Genomic DNA, 14,756 nt, shown 5'->3' with positions numbered 1-14,756 from the left:
GAAAATAAATATTGCAATTACGGATTTATTGTTTTCAAAAACTTTTACTTAGAATTTAATATTTATTACAAATAAAAAAGCGTGAATTCTAATATAGAATTCACGCTTTTAAAATTTTATAATTAAAAGACTTACTAAATATTAGCAGCCAAATAATCTCCTACTTCTTTAGTACCGTAAGCTTTTCCACCATCGGATAAATCTTCAGTAACAATACCTTCAGCTAAAGCTTTGTTAACAGCATCTCTAATAGCTTTACCTTCTTCAGGTAAGTTAAAAGCAATTTCAAACATCATTGCTGCAGATAATACCATAGCCATTGGGTTAGCAATATCTAATCCTGTTGCTTGTGGGTAAGACCCATGAATAGGTTCAAACAAAGAATTATCAGTTCCCATAGATGCTGATGGCATTAACCCCATAGATCCAGAAATAACCGAAGCTTCATCGGTTAAAATATCACCAAACAAGTTTTCAGTAATTAAAACATCATAACTATTTGGCCATTGCACCAAACGCATAGCGACTGCATCAACAAGTTCATAACTTACTTCAACCTCTGGGTAATCTTTTTCCATAGCCTGAACAGTTTCTCTCCATAAACGAGATGTTTCTAAAACGTTAGCTTTATCAACACAACACAATCTCTTAGAACGTGTCATCGCTAATTCAAAACCTTTTTTAGCCAAGCGTTGTACTTCTACACGTGTGTAAACACAGTTATCAAAAGCCGTTTCACCACCGTCTCTTCTACCCTTTTCTCCAAAGTAAATTCCACCAGTAAGTTCACGTAAAAATACTAAATCAGTACCTTCAATACGTTCTTGTTTTAAAGGCGATTTATCTAATAAAGACGGAAACGTAAAAGTTGGTCTTAAATTAGCAAATAAGCCAAGTTGTTTACGCATTTGAAGCAAACCATTTTCTGGTCGAACTTTTGCCGACGGATCATTATCAAAACGAGGCAGACCAATAGCGCCAAATAAAACAGCATCCGAAGCTAAACAAACTTGATGCGTACTATCTGGGTAAGGCTCTCCAACCGCATCAATTGCTGCTGCTCCTGTTAATGCCGGTTTCCATGTTATTTCATGTCCAAATTTTTTCGCAACCGCGTCACTAACTTTTTGTGCTTGCTCCATTACTTCAGGTCCAATCCCGTCACCTGCTAAAACTGCTATATTAAATTTCATCTTTATTTATTTTAAACTTTAAATTTTATTTTATTTTTTTAGCGTTACCCAAGGGTCGGGCTTTCACTACTCGCTTCCTCCTACCGTCGGCGAGCTCAAACAGGCCGTTCTATCCCTAACGCAAGTTGATCTGCAATGTTCCGTTCTTAATTACTAGTCAATTCTTATCTACTAATAACTTAGCTCACAACAATATTCATCATCTTTTCGGTCGCTTTAATAGCCGAAACCGTTTGATCCGAATCCAAACCACGTGTTTTAAACTCTTTATCACTACTCTTCCAAGTAATAATAGTTTCACAAAGCGCATCAGAATTAGATCCTGGTGGTATTCGAACCGCGTAATCTACTAATTTGGGCAAGCTCAATTGTTTCTTTTTAAACACTGTTTTAATAGCATTCATAAAAGCATCAAACTGGCCATCACCATGTGCACTTTCTTCAAAAGTATCACCGTTAATAGTGATAGAAACTGTAGTTGTTGGCTTTAAACCCATAGCATGCGTAAGCACGTAAGCGTTTACTTTTACCTTTTCTTCGTAAGTTCTATCTAAAACATCCGAAATTATATAAGGTAAATCCTCTTTGGTAACTACTTGCTTTTTATCGCCCAACTCAATAATACGTTGGGTAACTTTCTTTAAGTCTTCATCATCAAGCTGAAGTCCTAATTCTTGTAAATTCTTTTGTATGTTAGCCTTTCCAGACGATTTTCCTAAAGCATATTTTCGGGTTCTCCCAAAACGCTCTGGCATTAAATCACTGAAATATAAATTGTTTTTATTATCCCCATCGGCATGTATTCCTGCTGTTTGCGTAAATACATTAGCACCAACAACGGGCTTATTAGCAGGAATCATAAAACCAGAAAAGGTTTCAATAAGCTTGCTAATGGTATGCAAAAACTTTTCGTTTACACCAATTTTAATATGAGGCATAAAATCGTTAATAACTGCAACTGTACTAGCCATTGGCGCATTTCCTGCACGTTCGCCCATACCGTTTATAGTTAAATGTAGGCCATCGGCTCCAGCGTTTAAACCGGCCATTACATTCGCTACACCTAAATCGTAATCGTTATGGGTATGGAAATCGAAATGTAAATCAGGGTATTTATCCTTAATCTCTTTTACAAAATTATAAGATTCTTCTGGTGTTAATATTCCCAAAGTATCTGGAAGCATAATGCGCTTTACAGCTTGAGTAGATAAAAACTCTAAAAATTCAAAAACATAAGCTTTTGAATTTCTCATACCATTACTCCAATCTTCTAAATAAATATTAGTTTCAATACCTTTTTCGGTAGCCAAATTAATATTTTCTTTTATTTCCGTAAAGTGCTGATTAGGAGTTTTTTTAAGCTGATGTGTTAAATGATTTAAAGAACCTTTTGTAAGCAGGTTTTGTACCATTGCTCCAGCTTCAAGAACCCAATCAATAGATACGCCATTATCAACAAAAGTTAATACTTCAACAGCACCTAAATAATTGTTTTCTTTGGCCCATTCCGTAACATCTTTCACGGCTTGAAGTTCACCTTCCGACACACGTGCCGAGGCTATTTCAATACGGTCAACCCTTAATTCTTCAAGTAAAAGCTTAGCAATAGTAAGCTTCTCAGAAGCAGAAAACGACACGCTCGAGGTTTGTTCACCATCGCGCAATGTCGTATCCATTATTTCAATTCTTTTTACTACCATTTTTTTAGAAAGGACGAGATTCTGTAAATGTTTCAATCTCACTTTTCATACTTTGTAAATAGTCGATATCATCAAAACCATTTAGCATGTTATCCTTTTTATAGCCATTAATATCAAAAGACTCTTGACTTCCTGTAGAAAGTAAAGTAATAGTTTGAGCTTCTAAATTAATTTCAACTTCCGTTTTTGGATCTGCATAAACAGCTTCAAAAATTTCATTTGCAAATTCTGGACTAATTTGTACTGGTAAAACACCAATATTTAAACAGTTGTTTTTAAAGATATCAGCAAAAAAGCTAGATACCACACAACGAAAACCATAATCGTAAACCGCCCAAGCAGCATGCTCACGCGAAGAGCCCGAACCAAAGTTCTTTCCTCCTAATAAAATTTTTCCTGTGTAAATTGGGTTGTTTAATATAAAATCTTCTTTTGGTGTATTGTCACCATTATATCTCCAGTCGCGGAATAAATTATCTCCAAAACCATCACGAGTTGTCGCTTTTAAAAAACGAGCAGGTATAATTTGATCGGTATCAACGTTCTCAATTGGCAATGGAACCACTGTAGTCGTTAATGTTGTAAATTTATCGTATGCCATGTGTTCAGTATTCTGTTTGTTAGTATTTAGTACTTGGCCATCAACTAACAGGTTAATTTTTAATTTTAATACAGCAACAAATTTCAATCTACTTGACTGAAAAACTATTGCCTAACTTCGAACTTATAAAAGCTCTCTAGGATCTGTTACAACTCCAGTAACCGCAGCAGCTGCCGCAACTAACGGACTAGCAAGTAACGTTCTAGATCCAGGCCCTTGACGGCCTTCAAAGTTTCTATTAGATGTACTTACTGCATATTTTCCTGCAGGTACTTTATCATCATTCATTGCTAAACAAGCCGAACAACCTGGTTCTCTTAAAACAAAACCTGCTTCTTCAAAAATGTCTAATAACCCTTCTTTTTTAATTGCAGCTTCAACAATGTGTGATCCTGGTACTAACCAAGCCGTTACATTATCTGCTTTTTTACGTCCTTTAACAATAGAAGCAAATGCTCTAAAATCTTCAATACGTCCATTAGTACAACTTCCAATAAAAACATAATCGATTTTCTTACCAATCATAGATTCATTTTCAGCATACCCCATGTAAGCTAAAGACTTATCATAAGTTGCTTTTCCACCTTCAACAGATTCCGCAGAAGGAATGTTTTTAGAAATACCCATACCCATTCCCGGATTTGTTCCGTAGGTAATCATTGGTTCTATATCTGCTGCATTAAAGTTTAATTCTTTATCGAAAGTAGCACCTTCATCAGTTTTTAAAGTACTCCAATACGTCATGGCTTTATCCCAATCTGCACCTTTTGGTGTTTTTGGTCTTCCTTTAATATACTCGAATGTCTTTTCATCTGGAGCAATCATACCACCACGTGCACCCATTTCAATAGAAAGGTTACAAACCGTCATACGGCCTTCCATGCTCATATTTTCAAAAACATCACCAGCATACTCTACAAAGTATCCAGTAGCACCAGAAGTTGTTAATTGTGAAATAATATATAAACCAACATCTTTAGGAGTAACACCTTTGCTTAATGGCCCATTAACACTAATACGCATTTTTTTAGGCTTTGGTTGCATAATACATTGTGTAGTAAGCACCATTTCTACTTCTGAAGTACCAATACCAAAGGCAATAGCTCCAAAAGCACCGTGAGTAGATGTATGTGAATCTCCACAAACAATAGTAGCTCCAGGAACTGTAATACCATTTTCTGGTCCTACAACGTGAACAATTCCATTATTTTGATGACCTAATCCCCAGTGACTAATTCCGTATTGTTTAGCATTATCTTCCAACGTTTTTAATTGATTAGCCGATAACGGATCTTCAACAGGTAAATGCTGGTTAATAGTTGGTGTATTATGGTCGGCAACAGCAAATGTACGCTCTGGATATAATACGCTTAAACCTCTACTTTTTAAACCTACAAAAGCCACAGGACTTGTAACTTCGTGAATTAAGTGACGGTCTATATACAACACATCTGGTCCATCTGCAATGTCTCGCACTACATGCGAATCCCACACTTTGTCAAATAATGTACTACTCATAAATTTTTTTAATTTTGTATTAAAATAGCTTTAGAGCTATAAGAAAAACAAATTTAGAGTTTATTACAGTATTTCAAAACTTTAAACCCCTTTGTTAGTATATTTTTATAAAATTACCAACGTGAGTGTTATTAATTGAATTTAATGCAACAAATACTTAAAATTGATTATAATTTTTAAAAGAAATTTAAGGCCTCTTTTTACAACCTATCAACCACATATTCGATTTCTGTTTTCCCATGTGGCATTGGCTTTCCGTTCGGGCCAATATTTACCATAACAATGTTGGAAATAGTAATAATGGTTTCATGTGTCATTTTATTTCTAACTTCCGAACTTAGTATCAGTGAAGCCCGACCAAACTTGACAACATTGATACCAATTTCAACAATATCACCTTGTTTTGCAGACGATTTAAAATCGATTTCACTCATAAATTTAGTGACCACTTTTTGGTTTTCTAATTGTATGATGGCATAAATAGCAGCCTCTTCATCAATCCACTCTAATAAGCGCCCTCCAAACAAGGTACCGTTCGCATTTAAATCTTCGGGTTTTACCCATTTTCTACTATGAAATTTCATATTTCTGTTTTTGTCGTCTTTCATTAAAACTTTATTATTATTATTATTATTATTCGATTTATAGCATAAAAGTAACATAACAATTATAACTTGAATATTGTTTGTAATTACTTTTATTTATTCTTGTATTTGATTTTAATATTTAACTTAAAAGAGAAGTTGCTGTCCATCATCATTTGGAATGGTTAGTGTATATCCCAATTCCTCATTTATCTTTTTTATAAAATATGCAGAAAGCAAAGTCGATTCTTTTTCAATGTTTTGATGAATAAAAAAATCAATTTCTTTAATACCTTGTGTTTTCCATAGTTTTAGCCGTTCTACCCACTCGTCTAATCGTGAATAATCAGAGAAGTGATTAGCTCCTACATAACGTACAAAAGCGGTTGCATTCGTTAAGCGCATGTGTAATAAATCACGTCGACCTGCAGTATCTGTAATCACGTTCGAAATATTATTCTCTTCTAAAAGTTGATATAAATCTTCAGCAACAGTTTTATCATTATACCAATCGGTATGCCTGAACTCCATAGCTAACGGAACATTCTTCGGCCAATTTTCCGCGAAAGCAATAACGTTATCAAAATCTTTAGGACTAAAACTACTATGCATTTGCAAAAAGGTGGTGCCTAGTTTTTCTTTTAATTGGGATATATTATATAGATAATTCTCAACATTATTTTGAGTATCATTTAAAACTTTTTTATGACTTATTTCTTTATGCAACTTCGGGAAAAACTTAAAATCTGGAGGCGTTTTATCGAACCAATTTGCAAACTGCTCTGGCGAGAAAAGATTATAAAACGTAGCATTTAATTCAATAGAATTAAATTGAGAAGCATAATAATTAAGTTCATCTTTTGTTCCACGAGGATAAAAACCTTTTAGGTCTGCCCTATTCCATTTTGCACAACCTACATAAATTTCAGGCACTTGATCATCTTTTACTTTATCTAAAATATACTTGGTATCTATATGATCTTTAGGTAGTGTAAACTCAATATTTCCGGGGTTTGTAACGCTACCAAAGTTCATGTGCTTTATTTTGTTTTTCGATGTAAAAATAAAAGAAAATTAATCTGCTATAAAGATAAAAAATTATAAATGTTAATAACCTCGTGGATAATTAAAAATCACAAATCCTATATCGACCTTAATAATCTTTAAATTGAATAAAAATCAAAACTATGAATTCAAGAGACTTTAATTTAAAGAACATTCGTCCAGAGATTTTAACAGCAACTATAAACGATGCCATGTCTGCAGACGAGCGTTTCCAAAACTTAGTGCTTCGCCCATGCATTAAAATGCAAAACGATTTATTGATTGCCGCTTTCAGGAATTATATAGTAAAGCATAAATCGATTTTTTACGGTTTATCGTTGGAAAAACGTATGGATTATATGGAAAATGCTATCCAAAAAAATATGAAATTTCGGAATTCTTTAAAAGGGATGATTATTGGCGTTTTTACAGTTGAAGAATATTTAATTTATACTGAAAACTCGTCGGCTTTAAATAAACGCATGATGAATATTGTGAAAGAAAGATTATTAAGTAATATTCAACTTTTTGAAAAACCAGAATTACTTAAAGCAGTTTAGCACCAAATAAAAGCATAAATTTAGGCGTAGTATTTTTATTCAAAAAAAAAAGAATTGATTTAAATACACGCTTTTTTTATTTGATATGTTTTTGATAGTAAAATTTCAATTAAGATTTAATAATCTTAAAGTTTTCTCTATCAATATTTAAAAAATACAAACCTGAATTAAATTGACTTAAATCTATTTTTACTTGTAAAGTATTTACTTCATTAGAAAGTAAAAGTTCACCATTAATTGTATATACATTAATGGTTCTAAGCTTAGATGTTTTAAATAAAATATTTAAATTATCTAAAACTGGGTTTGGATATAATTTAAATGTTTTTTGTGTCTCAGATATATTACTCAAAACAGTTTCCGATAAAGCATTATACATGTTTCCAGATAATGCAAACATATATATAGCTCTTAAAGTTGAACCAAAATAAGCGTCTGTAGTTTGAGTTTTTAATTCGGAATAACCGCTATCTACAAAATTTTGACTTGTTGAAGACATTGCCGCAGAGGCATAAGCTCCTGTAAAAGTTGGATCTCTATACTCGGTATTCATAGCGACTCCTGCTTGAGAATAACCAGGAAATATTTGATTAAAACCGCCTTGAGCATTTACAAAACCATTACACAAATTAGTGTAATTAATGGCTTGTAAATCTCCAAACCAAATATAATCTAAAGCTATTCTCCAAGGTGTTCTTGCGGCATTGTAAGCATATGTTTTACCTTCGTAATCAGCCCATGATACTTCGTTTGAATATGTACCATCTGCTTTGCACCAATCGGACACTAAATTATATGATGCGTTATTTATAGATAAATTTGCATTCAAAATGTCGTAACTTTTATCGGTTACAGCATTCCAAAACACGGTATCATTAGAATAAATTCCAAAAACCCTAAAATAACCTGGAGATAAATAAGATATATTGGTATTACTAGTTCCTCCCCAAGCATCACCAGGTTTTAAAACGTAAGTTCCACTTTCTACCTCATGTGTTTTTATAGCACTAATTAAAGTTAAGGCATCATCTTTATAATTAATAGTTCCTGAGCTTCCCCAATGTTTATCTGCAACAATTAAAGCATAAGCTGCATCTAACTCTGCATCGGAAGCACCATTTGATTCAATAACAGAAGTACATTCATTGATTTTCCAATTCATGACTCCATTACTATTAGAAAAATCTTTATAATACAGCCATAATCCGTCAAATAATTCTCTATCATTAGCATAAGCAGAAAGTAACATTCCATAACCAATACCTTCAGACACTGTTTCTGATGGTGTATCAAATTTTATTCGATACCTCCCATTAGTACATGGTTCTGCAAAAGCATTTCTCCATGCAACATATACATTGTATATATCAGTAGATTGAATATTTTCAGGCTGGATTCCATAACTATAATTTGCATTCAAAAAACTAATCTGTGATATTTGCGAATTAGAACTTAATGAAACTACAAATGTGAAGCAGAAAAGTACGAGGTAATTATTTTTCATATGTTTGGGGCATTAAATTTGTATATACGCTACAAACAATATAAAGGATTTCCCGTATCACTATAAAATGAATAATTAACGCATCTTTTTAGTTGAAGAATTAATTATCTATTAAAGATACCCCATTTAAATCAGTGGTTAACACATCACTCATATAATCAAAATAAGGTCGAATCACTTTAAATGCAGCACTTACCTCATTTATAAAATTAACATCTAAAACTTCAGCATCGGTATATTTCTTAATAAAAATGTATTGTTTCTTTTTAATTAAATCGATGGCTTTATCCTCTTTATTAAATCCGCGTGGCGCTGTTTTTACTTCATCTCCAACAAAACCACCCCAAGTTTTTTTAAACAACTTTTCACTAATAATCTCACGAATTTCCGAGTCGTCCATTTCAAACTCTTTTCTAATACGCATTAAATCGGCGGGAGCAGGATCCCAAAAACCTGTAGCAATAAAACTTTCATTATTTGGTTTAATTTGTACATGGTAACCACCACGTAACCTAGGTTTCACTCTTTGGAAAGAACCGCTAAAATGTGTTTTATATGGTAATTTATTTTTAGAAAATCTTACATCTCTGTAAATTCTAAAAATTTTAAGTTTATCAATTTCATCATGTTTGTTTAAAGCTTCTAGAAGCGCATTATAAAATACTTTTATTTCTTTTTGAATGGATTGAAACTCCGCTTTATTATCGCCAAACCATTCGCGATCATTATTTTTTTCTAACTTTTTTAAATATGTAAAAGCCGATTTCGGCACAGAAACACTCATATATATTACTTTCCTTTTATTGAACATCTAAAATACAAAAAGTCCCGAACGAATCGGAACTTTTATTAAGAACTTAACACGACTATCTATTATAGTTTTATTGGTTTGTATGAAATGGTTTCTATACTTTCCGAATCGGAGTTATAATATTCTACAACAAATTCGCCTTTTTCGGTTAAATAACCAATACCATTATATGTTTCTCCTTTTACAATATAACTGCCAGGATTTTTTGTACTCCAGGCCTTTCCAACAACAACAAACTCATTATCATTATTATCGAAAACAATATTAAAACCACCATCGTTAGGCGAAAATTTAAAATTTTTATCATCGCTTACAAAATGAGTTTCTTTTGATAATAAATCATAATCGGGATCCAAATCATCATCTACCATTACCATAGTTTCCACTTTTTTAGTTGAAGCAATCCGTTCCTGATTCACTTTTTCCATATCATCCATAGATAACTCGATGCTAGATGTTTCTCGTGAAATAACTTTTAATTTACTTTCGGTTACTTCTTCTCCATTGTTATATTTAACCGTTTTCTCAATGGTTTCTTCTTTTATGTCTTTAGGTTTTTCTTGCGCCATAGCGGTACCACAAATAAGTAATACAACTATGTATATATAATTTTTCATTGTTTTTATTTTTAAATTTAAATAAATAATTTATCGATAATGATAAATCTACTCTAGTTCTTAGAGAATTCGTTTTTTTGTGATGTTTTGGACGTGTCTACAGATAATTTATTATCGAATTGAAGTGTTCGAATTGGGAAAGGAATATTGATTCCTGCTTTATCATATGCATTTTTAATCGCTATAATAGCTTCTGTTTTAGCATTTAATTTGTCGAGCATGCTTTCTGAGTCAATCCAAAATCGGCATAAATAGTCAATCGAGCTACCACCAAATTCAGTGTAATAAAACTCGACATCATCAGCACTTTTAACTTGATCAAAATTAGCTGCAATTGTTTCTTTTGTTAAGGATTTTACTTTTGCTAAATCGGATTCATACCCAACACCACACTTTAAAGCCACACGCATTCTTGTGGTTAAAGAATAGTTTTTCAAAGCATTTTCTAGAATCAATTTGTTTGGTAGAATCACGATATTATTATCAGCTTCTTTTATAACAAACTCTTTTAAATTGATATCCATAACTTCTCCAGAGTATCCATTAGTCTCTACCCAATTTCCTATCTGTATTTTTTCTCTAAAAGAAAGCGACACACCAGCAACTGTATTACTTAAGGTGTTTTGTAATGCTAAACCAATAGCTAAACCGGCAACACCTGCTGTAGCTAATAAAGAGGTTAATGTTTTACTTAAATTTAATATACCAAGAGAAATGTATAAACCAATAATGACTAGCATTACCGCTGCTATTCTTGAAATCATGTGTGCAACAGAATCTTGTTGTATACGCTTAGAGACCATTTTATAGGTTAATCTATTTACATATTTTGCAGCAAAATAAGCTGCAATTGATACTAATATTGCTAATGTTAAATTTGGTAAATATTCTATTATAGTTGTAAACCAACCTTCTAATTTTGCAATAAGGTTACTAAACGCCTCATTAAATGTAGTTTCCATAATTGTTAAGTTTTTATGATTATTAATTATTTTTTAATAATAATTAAATAACCTAACGAACTTCAACAACTTCTTCCTTAATGATTTTAGAAGACTCTTTAGTCCATGCTTCTAGCATCCAACTTGTTTTCTCCAGTTCACGAATATAAGCTCCGATTAAATCGGAAGTTCCTTCATCGGAAGCATTATTAGACTTCTCCATAACTTTCCCCATCTGCTCTAGTAGCAATTTATGATCGCTTAAAATCTCTTCAACCATAGCTTCATCAGACTTAAGAGTTACATTTTGTTTTATAGAAGACGATTTAAGATAATCCTCCAACTGACTCATTGGATGATAGCGTAACGTTAAGATGCGTTCGGCAATTTCATCTATCTTTATAAGTGCATCATTATACATTTGTTCAAACTTTTCATGCAAATCAAAAAAGTTTTTGCCGACAACATTCCAATGGTTGCTGCGTAATTTTTGGTAATAAACGTGGTAATCGGCTAATAAAATATTCAATTCCATCACCACAGGTAATAATTCTTCATCGTTCATTTTTAAATAGCTCATAATATATTGTTTGTGTTTCCATTCAATATAAGAGCTATATAAGCGTTCCCAAACCCTTTAACAGGCTTTAACGGTCTTAAGTTTTATTTAACATAAATTAAGTTAAATAAAACTTAAAAAGTTAAAATAATTAAGAATAAAAGACTAAGGTTTAGTCAATGAAATCAATACTTTTCAAAATTAAACCTGAAGCTGGAGCAACGTAATTTATCGCAATATTGTTATCTGGTTTCAAACTATCACGAATATCTTGAAGCGATAATTTCCCCTTACCCAAATCGAAGAGTGTCCCCATCATTAAACGAATTTGATTTCGCATAAATCCTTTACCTTGTACACGCAAAATATATGTTTTTTCTGGAAAATAATTAGCGGTATAAACCGTGTTTTCAATTAATTCACAAGTTATAATCTCTCGTGTATAAACTCCATTATCAGTTGGTTTGTAACAATAAGACTTTAGGTAATTCTCGCCTTCAAAAAGTTTAGCTCCTTCTTTCATTAAATCAATATCTAATTCATCTAAAACCGTCGTCATTATATTAGCACAAAAAGGATGGCACTTTTCTCCATGAGCGAATAAATATAAGTATTCTTTAATTTTTGAATTTTGAATAATATTGAATTTTGCATCAACCTCTTTAATTTCTAAAGCGCGAATATCTTGTGGTAAATTTCTATTAAAAAGCTCTAAAAAAGCCACTTGATCTTCAATAGGTTCAAATAAAAAAAGTTCAATAGCCGCACATTCCGCAGATACCATAGCATCTGTTCTACCCGAACTTAAACTTTTAAAACGCTTACCTTCTAAGATGAAATTAAACGTTCTATCCACCATTAAATGCAACGTTTTTACATTTGGTTGTTTTTGCCAACCATGAAAACGATAGCCTAAATATTGAATGGTTATGAGATAGAAATATTTTTTCATTACTTATTTTTAAAGTGGTGAAAAATACATTCTTTTTACTAATTATAGTAATATATCTTAGACTACTTTATAAACTAATTTTTTAGAAGGTTAGTTTATCCAACAGCCATCCCAAGGTATATTTGCTTGTAAAGGTATATCAAAAGCTTCACCGTTATATGTATTTCCAGTTGCAGAACCACTAACTTCTAAAAAACGATAAGCCCAACATTTACTCTCGTGTTCTACACGGTTGTCCTCAAGTGTTAAATTCGTTATTTCTTTAAAAGCCAAATGCCCATTAATCATGTCGTTATTGGTGATTTCTAAATCACCACCTTTGTACATATACATACCACAATTATTTAATGTGTTTTCATAAATGTAAGTAGTTGCAGGGTTTGTTTTATCATTATCATTAGAGTACATAATAATTCCATTCCAATTATTAACAGAAACCGTACGCATGGTTATACTGTTATTTCTTATTGTCCAATCTGCATTTTTCCAATACACAATTGGTCCGTCTATATACTGACTATCTTCGCCTTGAGTTAAAATATTATCTTCGAATAAAATATTTTCACCATCAGTATTTACAACATCTCCACCTCTATTATTATGAAAATAATTCTGTCTAATAGTAATGTTTTGATTTAACCGTCCGGCACCTTCTAAGTCTATACCAAACTGAGGAGAAGTTCCATTTGTGTGATGAATTTCATTATCTTCAATTAAAACATCTGAACTACCAACTAACGAAATACCTTGCCTTCTATTATCCGAAAAATTATTACGCCTAACTGTAATATCTTTTAGCTTTTGTTCTGGATCATCTTTTGGACTTCCAACCATTAAAATACCATCGCCGTTTGCTTTTCCTAAAGTTACATTTTCTACAGTAACAGATTCACTTTCTCCTTCAATACAAATTAAGTGTCCTTCATCATGAGCTATAGCTCCATCACTTTCTCTAGCAGTATATTCATGGTTTTCACGGTCTCCAAGAATGGTTCCTCCAGAAATAACAACATTAGATTTTCCGCGAACGGCAATAGCGCAATAGTTCCACTTATTATTTGGAGCCATTTCTATTATCGCATTTTCATCTAACAAAAAAGCCATATTACTATCCAATACAATACCGGCTTGATAAATATCATTCCCATATTTACCTATAAGATAATGACCTTCTGGTAGACAAATTTGGCCATAACCTTCGGAAACTGCCCAATCTATGGCTAGTTGTAAATTATCTGTTGTTTTTTCTGGATTTGAGTTATTATTTTGAATATCCCATCGGTCCAATTCAATACAATATTTTAAACTTGAAATTTCGCTGTAAGGCATTGTTTCTATGGGAGCCATGGTACCAGAGAACGGATTTGGATTATTTAAATCCGTTGCACTTAACGGTGTATTCTTATAAGATAAAGAATCATCTGAATCTTCGAAACATGCAAAAACAAAAAAAACACTACATAATAGTAGTGCTGATTTTTTAAGAGTGTAGATTGTCATTATAAGTAGGTTTATATATGCAATTTACGATAAAATGTTAAAAAAAGACGTTTTACTTATGTCTTCCTATTAATTCTTTCTCTATATCTTTTAAAGTGAAGCCTTTTGCTTGTAATAACATTAGATAATGAAACATTAAATCTGCCGATTCATAAATAAACAATTCGTCGTTATTATCCATAGCTTCAATAACCGTTTCCACGGCCTCCTCGCCTACTTTTTGAGCAACTTTATTAATACCTTTTGCAAATAAACTGGCTACATAAGACTTGTTTGTATCCTTGTTTGCAACACGTTCTGTAATTACATCTTCTAATGTTGAAAAGAAACCGTAATTAGATTTGTTTTCTTCTTTCCAGCACGTATCAGTTCCTGTATGGCAAGTAGGACCAACTGGGTTTACTTGAATAAGTAATGAATCGTTATCGCAATCATTTTTAATATCAACTAAATTTAAAAAGTTTCCACTTTCTTCACCTTTTGTCCAAAGGCGTTGCTTGCTTCTACTAAAAAAAGTAACTTTCTTCGTTTCTAATGTTTTTTGATAAGATTCTTCATTCATATAACCCAACATCAAAACATTTTTTGTTGTTGCATCTTGAATAATTGCTGGAACTAGTCCGTTGGCATCGTATTTAATAGTCATGATAAATTATTTTTGTTACTGAAAAG

At 32.3% G+C, this 14,756-nt stretch carries 15 protein-coding genes; 1 reads left to right on the top strand and 14 read right to left on the bottom strand.

Annotated elements, in window-relative coordinates; translation table 11 throughout:
* Nucleotides 1-134 precede the first annotated feature (134 nt).
* The 6 genes from leuB to GQR97_RS15620 form a co-directional block, all read right to left on the bottom strand.
* Complete coding sequence (leuB, locus tag GQR97_RS15645; protein WP_158850082.1) at nt 135-1,193, bottom strand: 3-isopropylmalate dehydrogenase; 1,059 nt, start codon at nt 1,191-1,193, stop codon at nt 135-137.
* A 179-nt stretch (nt 1,194-1,372) separates the two neighbouring features.
* Nucleotides 1,373-2,893 carry an alpha-isopropylmalate synthase regulatory domain-containing protein gene (locus GQR97_RS15640; protein WP_158850080.1) on the bottom strand — a complete coding sequence of 507 codons (1,521 nt, stop codon included), beginning with the start codon at nt 2,891-2,893 and terminating at the stop codon, nt 1,373-1,375.
* A 4-nt stretch (nt 2,894-2,897) separates the two neighbouring features.
* The gene (leuD, locus tag GQR97_RS15635; protein ID WP_158850078.1) at nt 2,898-3,494 is read right to left on the bottom strand and encodes a 3-isopropylmalate dehydratase small subunit; all 597 of its coding nucleotides are present in this window, start codon (nt 3,492-3,494) and stop codon (nt 2,898-2,900) included.
* Nucleotides 3,495-3,617: 123 nt separating this feature from the next.
* Nucleotides 3,618-5,012: a 3-isopropylmalate dehydratase large subunit gene (leuC, locus tag GQR97_RS15630; RefSeq protein WP_158850076.1), complete on the bottom strand. Its 1,395-nt coding sequence runs from the start codon at nt 5,010-5,012 to the stop codon at nt 3,618-3,620.
* A gap of 200 nt (nt 5,013-5,212) precedes the next feature.
* Entirely contained in the window at nt 5,213-5,596 is a 384-nt protein-coding gene (locus tag GQR97_RS15625) for an acyl-CoA thioesterase (RefSeq protein ID WP_158851857.1), read from the bottom strand.
* Nucleotides 5,597-5,743: 147 nt separating this feature from the next.
* Entirely contained in the window at nt 5,744-6,631 is an 888-nt protein-coding gene (locus GQR97_RS15620) for a DUF72 domain-containing protein (protein WP_158850074.1), read from the bottom strand.
* 152 nt (nt 6,632-6,783) lie between these two features.
* Between GQR97_RS15620 and GQR97_RS15615 the strand changes: the two genes are divergently transcribed.
* A complete protein-coding gene (locus tag GQR97_RS15615) occupies nt 6,784-7,200 on the top strand; it encodes a glyoxalase (RefSeq protein WP_158850072.1) in 417 nt (138 codons plus the stop codon).
* 109 nt (nt 7,201-7,309) lie between these two features.
* On the opposite strand, the gene GQR97_RS15610 is transcribed toward GQR97_RS15615, so the two are convergent.
* From GQR97_RS15610 to hisIE, 8 genes are all read right to left on the bottom strand, one after another.
* Nucleotides 7,310-8,704, bottom strand: a complete 1,395-nt coding sequence (locus GQR97_RS15610) for a glycosyl hydrolase family 8 (RefSeq protein ID WP_158850070.1) — start codon at nt 8,702-8,704, stop codon at nt 7,310-7,312.
* Between the two features lie 100 nt (nt 8,705-8,804).
* A complete protein-coding gene (locus GQR97_RS15605) occupies nt 8,805-9,488 on the bottom strand; it encodes a DUF2461 domain-containing protein (RefSeq protein ID WP_158850068.1) in 684 nt (227 codons plus the stop codon).
* A gap of 89 nt (nt 9,489-9,577) precedes the next feature.
* The gene (locus GQR97_RS15600; protein ID WP_158850066.1) at nt 9,578-10,132 is read right to left on the bottom strand and encodes a hypothetical protein; all 555 of its coding nucleotides are present in this window, start codon (nt 10,130-10,132) and stop codon (nt 9,578-9,580) included.
* 53 nt (nt 10,133-10,185) lie between these two features.
* Nucleotides 10,186-11,094, bottom strand: coding sequence for a mechanosensitive ion channel family protein (locus tag GQR97_RS15595; RefSeq protein ID WP_158850064.1), 909 nt, complete (start codon nt 11,092-11,094; stop codon nt 10,186-10,188).
* Nucleotides 11,095-11,146: 52 nt separating this feature from the next.
* On the bottom strand, nt 11,147-11,653 hold the full coding sequence (locus GQR97_RS15590) for a Dps family protein (protein ID WP_158850062.1): 507 nt from the start codon (nt 11,651-11,653) through the stop codon (nt 11,147-11,149).
* 151 nt (nt 11,654-11,804) lie between these two features.
* Nucleotides 11,805-12,584, bottom strand: a complete 780-nt coding sequence (locus tag GQR97_RS15585) for a tRNA pseudouridine synthase A (protein ID WP_158850060.1) — start codon at nt 12,582-12,584, stop codon at nt 11,805-11,807.
* 90 nt (nt 12,585-12,674) lie between these two features.
* The gene (locus tag GQR97_RS15580; protein WP_158850058.1) at nt 12,675-14,084 is read right to left on the bottom strand and encodes a right-handed parallel beta-helix repeat-containing protein; all 1,410 of its coding nucleotides are present in this window, start codon (nt 14,082-14,084) and stop codon (nt 12,675-12,677) included.
* Between the two features lie 52 nt (nt 14,085-14,136).
* Entirely contained in the window at nt 14,137-14,730 is a 594-nt protein-coding gene (gene hisIE / locus GQR97_RS15575; RefSeq protein ID WP_158850056.1) for a bifunctional phosphoribosyl-AMP cyclohydrolase/phosphoribosyl-ATP diphosphatase HisIE, read from the bottom strand.
* Nucleotides 14,731-14,756 lie beyond the last annotated feature (26 nt).

The organism is Algibacter sp. L1A34 (assembly GCF_009796805.1).
Lineage (GTDB): Bacteria > Bacteroidota > Bacteroidia > Flavobacteriales > Flavobacteriaceae > Algibacter.
This window is presented reverse-complemented; position numbering and strand designations above follow the sequence as displayed.

What these genes read in the sequence shown, in the direction of transcription:
- leuB (WP_158850082.1), bottom strand. Translation starts at nt 1,193, where the DNA reads ATGAAATTTAATATAGCAGTTTTAGCAGGTGACGGGATTGGACCTGAA.
- GQR97_RS15640 (WP_158850080.1), bottom strand. Translation starts at nt 2,893, where the DNA reads ATGGTAGTAAAAAGAATTGAAATAATGGATACGACATTGCGCGATGGT.
- leuD (WP_158850078.1), bottom strand. Translation starts at nt 3,494, where the DNA reads ATGGCATACGATAAATTTACAACATTAACGACTACAGTGGTTCCATTG.
- leuC (WP_158850076.1), bottom strand. Translation starts at nt 5,012, where the DNA reads ATGAGTAGTACATTATTTGACAAAGTGTGGGATTCGCATGTAGTGCGA.
- GQR97_RS15625 (WP_158851857.1), bottom strand. Translation starts at nt 5,596, where the DNA reads ATGAAATTTCATAGTAGAAAATGGGTAAAACCCGAAGATTTAAATGCG.
- GQR97_RS15620 (WP_158850074.1), bottom strand. Translation starts at nt 6,631, where the DNA reads ATGAACTTTGGTAGCGTTACAAACCCCGGAAATATTGAGTTTACACTA.
- GQR97_RS15615 (WP_158850072.1), top strand. Translation starts at nt 6,784, where the DNA reads ATGAATTCAAGAGACTTTAATTTAAAGAACATTCGTCCAGAGATTTTA.
- GQR97_RS15610 (WP_158850070.1), bottom strand. Translation starts at nt 8,704, where the DNA reads ATGAAAAATAATTACCTCGTACTTTTCTGCTTCACATTTGTAGTTTCA.
- GQR97_RS15605 (WP_158850068.1), bottom strand. Translation starts at nt 9,488, where the DNA reads ATGAGTGTTTCTGTGCCGAAATCGGCTTTTACATATTTAAAAAAGTTA.
- GQR97_RS15600 (WP_158850066.1), bottom strand. Translation starts at nt 10,132, where the DNA reads ATGAAAAATTATATATACATAGTTGTATTACTTATTTGTGGTACCGCT.
- GQR97_RS15595 (WP_158850064.1), bottom strand. Translation starts at nt 11,094, where the DNA reads ATGGAAACTACATTTAATGAGGCGTTTAGTAACCTTATTGCAAAATTA.
- GQR97_RS15590 (WP_158850062.1), bottom strand. Translation starts at nt 11,653, where the DNA reads ATGAGCTATTTAAAAATGAACGATGAAGAATTATTACCTGTGGTGATG.
- GQR97_RS15585 (WP_158850060.1), bottom strand. Translation starts at nt 12,584, where the DNA reads ATGAAAAAATATTTCTATCTCATAACCATTCAATATTTAGGCTATCGT.
- GQR97_RS15580 (WP_158850058.1), bottom strand. Translation starts at nt 14,084, where the DNA reads ATGACAATCTACACTCTTAAAAAATCAGCACTACTATTATGTAGTGTT.
- hisIE (WP_158850056.1), bottom strand. Translation starts at nt 14,730, where the DNA reads ATGACTATTAAATACGATGCCAACGGACTAGTTCCAGCAATTATTCAA.